Genomic DNA, 3,933 nt, shown 5'->3' with positions numbered 1-3,933 from the left:
GCACGGTCGTCCCCGCTCGCCGACGGGGGCGCCCACCGCGCCGACCAACCCCGCCGGCCAGCGGCTTCCCGACGTCCGGCAGCGCCGGCGCCGAGGGCTGGGAGCGCTACATCGCCGAGGAGCGTCCGGCGACGTTCCCGTACACGACGAAGGAGCTCATGGAGAGCAAGCAGAACCTGCCCTACAACGTCTCCTCGAGCTACACCGCGCAGCCGATGGACGACACCAGCGTCGAGAACCTGCTGGCCCGCCGCGACGCGTACAAGGTCAACGCCGCGAGCTGGATGGACACGGCGTTCGGCGACCCGGTCGACGCGGTCGTCTACCCGGGCTTCCTGACCAGCGTGGGCAACAACGACGCCTCGTCGGCGATCTTCAGCTCCGACCGCGCGTCGGGCGTCCTCACCCAGTCCGTCGGCCTGCCGACCGCGATCCTGCCGATCGGCCGCAACGGCGAGGGGCAGTCCAACAACGTCCAGGTCGTCGGCCGCGCGTGGACGGACAAGGACGTCCTGGCCATGGGCTACGCGATCGAGCAGCAGGCGAAGGCCTCGGTGCGCACGACGTTCGCCCCCGCCCTGCGCTGGAGCGGACCGGCGGCGTCCGCGACGTCGCTGAGCCTGCGCCGCACGGCCACGACCTACGGGTCGCCCGGGACGGCCACCGTGTCCGTCGCGTCCGACCCGGCCGCCACCGGCACGGTGTCGGTGAAGGTCGCCGGCCGCACGGTCAAGGCCACGCTCAAGGCGGGACGGGCGACCGTCACGCTGCCCAAGGACGTCCCGGTCGGGACGCACCTCGTCACCGCGTCGTACGCCGGCTCGTCGGTCGTGGCCAAGAGCTCGGCCACCGCGACGCTCAAGGTGGCCAAGGCCGCCCCGCGCATCGGGATGAAGCTCGTGCGGTCGACGGTGAAGAAGAACGTCAACGCCTCGCTCCGCATCACCGTCTCCGGCGCGGTGCCGGCGCGGAGCCGGGCGCTCGTCTACGACGGCTCGCGGGTCGTCCGGACGGTCGACGTGCGTCGCGGCACGAGCATCGTGAAGCTGCCCCGGCTCGAGCCCGGTCTCACACGATCCGCGTCTACGTCGTGGCCGGTGACGACTACAAGGCGGCGTGGAGCCCGAAGCGGACGCTGCGGGTGTCGAAGAAGCGCTGACCCGCACGACGCCGGCGACGCCGCGGTCCCCTCGGGGGTCGCGGCGTCGTCGCGTCGGGGGGCAGCGCTCTCGGCTCGGCCAGCGAGGCGGCTCAGGGGCGGGGACGAGCTGCAGCACCAGCTCGTCCCCGTCGACGACCAGGCTCCAGCGGCGCGGCGAGCCGGGCGGCGCCTCGTAGGGCTCGCCGCTGTTGAGCGTGTCGCGGACCTGGCGGGCCTGCTGCGTCGAGATCGAGACGCCCCGCTCCTGCAGGGCGGCGCGCAGCCTGTCGACGTCGCGCGACTCCTCGACCCACCCGACGACCACGGACACGCCGAGGACGAGCAGACCGCCCAGGGCGAGCAGGGCCGACGGCCGGCGGGCGTCGCGTCCGACCCAGACGCCCAGCGCCACGACCAGCAGCACGACGCCCAGGAGCGTCACCGGCAACGTCCAGGGACCGTTCTCCAGCAGCTCGGTGCTCACGCGGCCTCCTCGGTCGGAGGACCGAGGGTACCCGCGCGTCAGCCCAGCAGGGTCGCGGTGACGGTGTAGGTGCGGGTCTCACCGGGCGGGAGGTGGTCGAGGTCGGCGCGCTCGGTCAGCTCGACGTCCTCGGGCCGGGCGGGCAGCCCACGCCAGGTCTCGAGGCAGACGAACTCGCCGCCGTCGCGCATCCACAGCGTCACCCCGGTGAACCCGGTCCAGTCGAGCCGGACGCCACGGCCGGACGGCGCGCGGTAGGTCAGGCCCGTGCTCGCGACGTCCGGCATGATGACCGCGCCGTCGTCGAAGAGCCGCTCGCTCAGGCGCAGCTCGGTGCCGTCGACGACGGAGTCGAAGAGCTCGGGACGCAGCAGGTTGTCCGCCACGCGACGGAACGGCGCGGGCTCGGGGTGGTCGAACTCGACGACGTGCTCTTCGCGCTCGCCGTCCAGCGGCCACACGAACGCCGGGTGCCAGCCCAGGCCGTACGGGAGGGTGCGCTCGTCGCGGTTCTCGACGACGTAGGTCGTGGTGAGCGTTCGTCCGCGCAGCTCGTGGGTCACGTGCAGGCCGAAGGCGTAGGGGTAGTGCTCGCGCGTGGCGTCGCTGTCGCGCAGGCCCAGGACGACCCGGTCGGCGGACAGGTCGAGCACGTCGAAGTCGCTGTCGCGGGTGAAGCCGTGCTGCTTCATCGGGTGGGCCGTGCCGTCGACGACCACCTGGTCGTCGGGCACGCGGCAGATGATCGGGAACAGGATCGGGGCGGTGCGCCGCCACGCGTCGCCGGCCTGCCACAGGTGCTCGCGTCCCTCGGCGTCCCGCCAGGAGCGCGGCTCGGCACCGCGCGCGTTCACCTCGAGCGTCGACTCGGGGGTGCGCAGGGTCAGGCGGTCGGACACGGGTCCTCCTCGGACGGGTGGGGGTCCGGCCAGCCTAGGAGCGCCGCGACGGGGCCGCAGCCGGGGCCGGCGTGGCGTCCGCCACGGGGCGACGCGAGAAAAGTTCTCGGCCGATGTCGATCCACCGCGGTCCCGTTCGACGACATAGTGAGAGGCCGAGAAGCGGCCCGCGAACCAAGGAGACCCGTCATGGCCAGGTACATGCTCATCATGCGCAACAGCGGCTCGGTCGAGCTGCCTGAGGACATGGACTTCGAGGAGATCATCAACGCGATGGGCGCCTACAACGAGTCGATGATGAAGGCGGGCGTGCTGCTCGGCGGCGAGGGGCTCACGGACGCGTCCGAGGGTGCGGTCGTCGAGTTCACCACCGAGGCGCCGGTCGTCACCGACGGACCGTACGGCGAGACCCACGAGCTGTTCAACGGGTTCTGGACGCTGCAGGTGTCCAGCCGCGAGGAGGCGGTCGAGTGGGCCAAGCGCGCCCCGCTCGGGCCGGGCAACAAGATCGAGGTGCGTCGCATCACCGACGAGGCGGACTTCGAGGACTACGCCGACAACGAGTACGTCCAGAAGGAGAAGGAGTGGCGCCGCGAGCTGGGCACCGACGCCGGCACCACGTCCCCGGCCTGAGCCGATGAGCCAGGACGTCCACCGCGTCGTCGACGCCGTCTGGCGCATCGAGGGAGCCCGCATCGTCGCGACCCTCGCCCGCGTCACCGGCGACGTCGGCCTCGCGGAGGACGTGGCGGCCGAGGCGTGGTCGAGGCGCTCGAGACGTGGCCCGCCGGCGGCGTCCCGGCCCGTCCCGGCGCGTGGCTGACGACGGTCGCGCGCCGACGCGCGGTGGACGCCTTCCGCCGCCGGTCGGTGCAGGACGACCGCTACCGCCGGATCGCCCACGCGCTCGACGAGACGTCCGACCTCGCGTGGGAGCCGGTCGAGGACGACGTCCTGCGGCTGGTCCTGACCGCCTGCCACCCTGTGCTCTCGCGCGAGTCGCAGATCGCACTGACGCTGCGCGTGGTGAGCGGCCTGTCGACCCAGGAGGTCGCGCGCCTGCTCCTCGTCCCGGTGCCGACGGTGCAGGCGCGCATCACCCGGGCGAAGAAGACGCTGGCGGCGGCGCGGGTGCCGTTCGAGACGCCCGAGCCCGCGCAGTGGGCCGAGCGGCTGTCGTCGGTGCTGCACGTCGTCTACCTCGTCTTCACCGAGGGCTACGCGGCCACCGAGGGCGACCGATGGGTCCGCACCGAGCTGGCCGAGGAGGCGCTGCGGCTCGGACGCGTGCTGGCCGGGCTGCTGCCGCGCGAGCCGGAGGTGCACGGCCTGGTGGCGCTCATGGAGCTGCAGGCGTCCCCGGTTCGCCGCCCGGGGTGGCCGCCGGGACGGGTCGCCGGTGCTGCTCG

General features: G+C 73.2%; 5 protein-coding genes. 4 read left to right on the top strand and 1 reads right to left on the bottom strand.

Translation table 11 applies throughout. From position 1 onward, the window contains the following. The coding region (locus AC2W7G_RS10850; RefSeq protein WP_485868440.1) for an Ig-like domain-containing protein at positions 1-1,694 on the top strand (1,694 nt) is incomplete at its 5' end. On the opposite strand, the gene AC2W7G_RS10845 is transcribed toward AC2W7G_RS10850, so the two are convergent. Then, positions 1,664-2,524, bottom strand: coding sequence for an aldose 1-epimerase family protein (locus AC2W7G_RS10845; protein WP_485868439.1), 861 nt, complete (start codon positions 2,522-2,524; stop codon positions 1,664-1,666). The genes AC2W7G_RS10850 and AC2W7G_RS10845 overlap by 31 nt on opposite strands. Positions 2,525-2,713: 189 nt before the next feature. Here AC2W7G_RS10845 and AC2W7G_RS10840 point away from each other — a divergent pair, with 189 nt between their 5' ends. From AC2W7G_RS10840 to AC2W7G_RS10830, 3 genes are all read left to right on the top strand, one after another. Further along, complete coding sequence (locus AC2W7G_RS10840) at positions 2,714-3,157, top strand: YciI family protein (RefSeq protein WP_485868438.1); 444 nt, start codon at positions 2,714-2,716, stop codon at positions 3,155-3,157. A gap of 4 nt (positions 3,158-3,161) precedes the next feature. Beyond that, on the top strand, positions 3,162-3,347 hold the full coding sequence (locus AC2W7G_RS10835) for a hypothetical protein (RefSeq protein ID WP_485868437.1): 186 nt from the start codon (positions 3,162-3,164) through the stop codon (positions 3,345-3,347). A gap of 23 nt (positions 3,348-3,370) precedes the next feature. Beyond that, positions 3,371-3,933 (top strand): RNA polymerase sigma factor (locus tag AC2W7G_RS10830; protein ID WP_485868436.1); only part of this gene is annotated, 563 nt, incomplete at its 3' end.

The organism is Aeromicrobium sp. PFPM2_SD2 (assembly GCF_057364525.1).
This window is presented reverse-complemented; position numbering and strand designations above follow the sequence as displayed.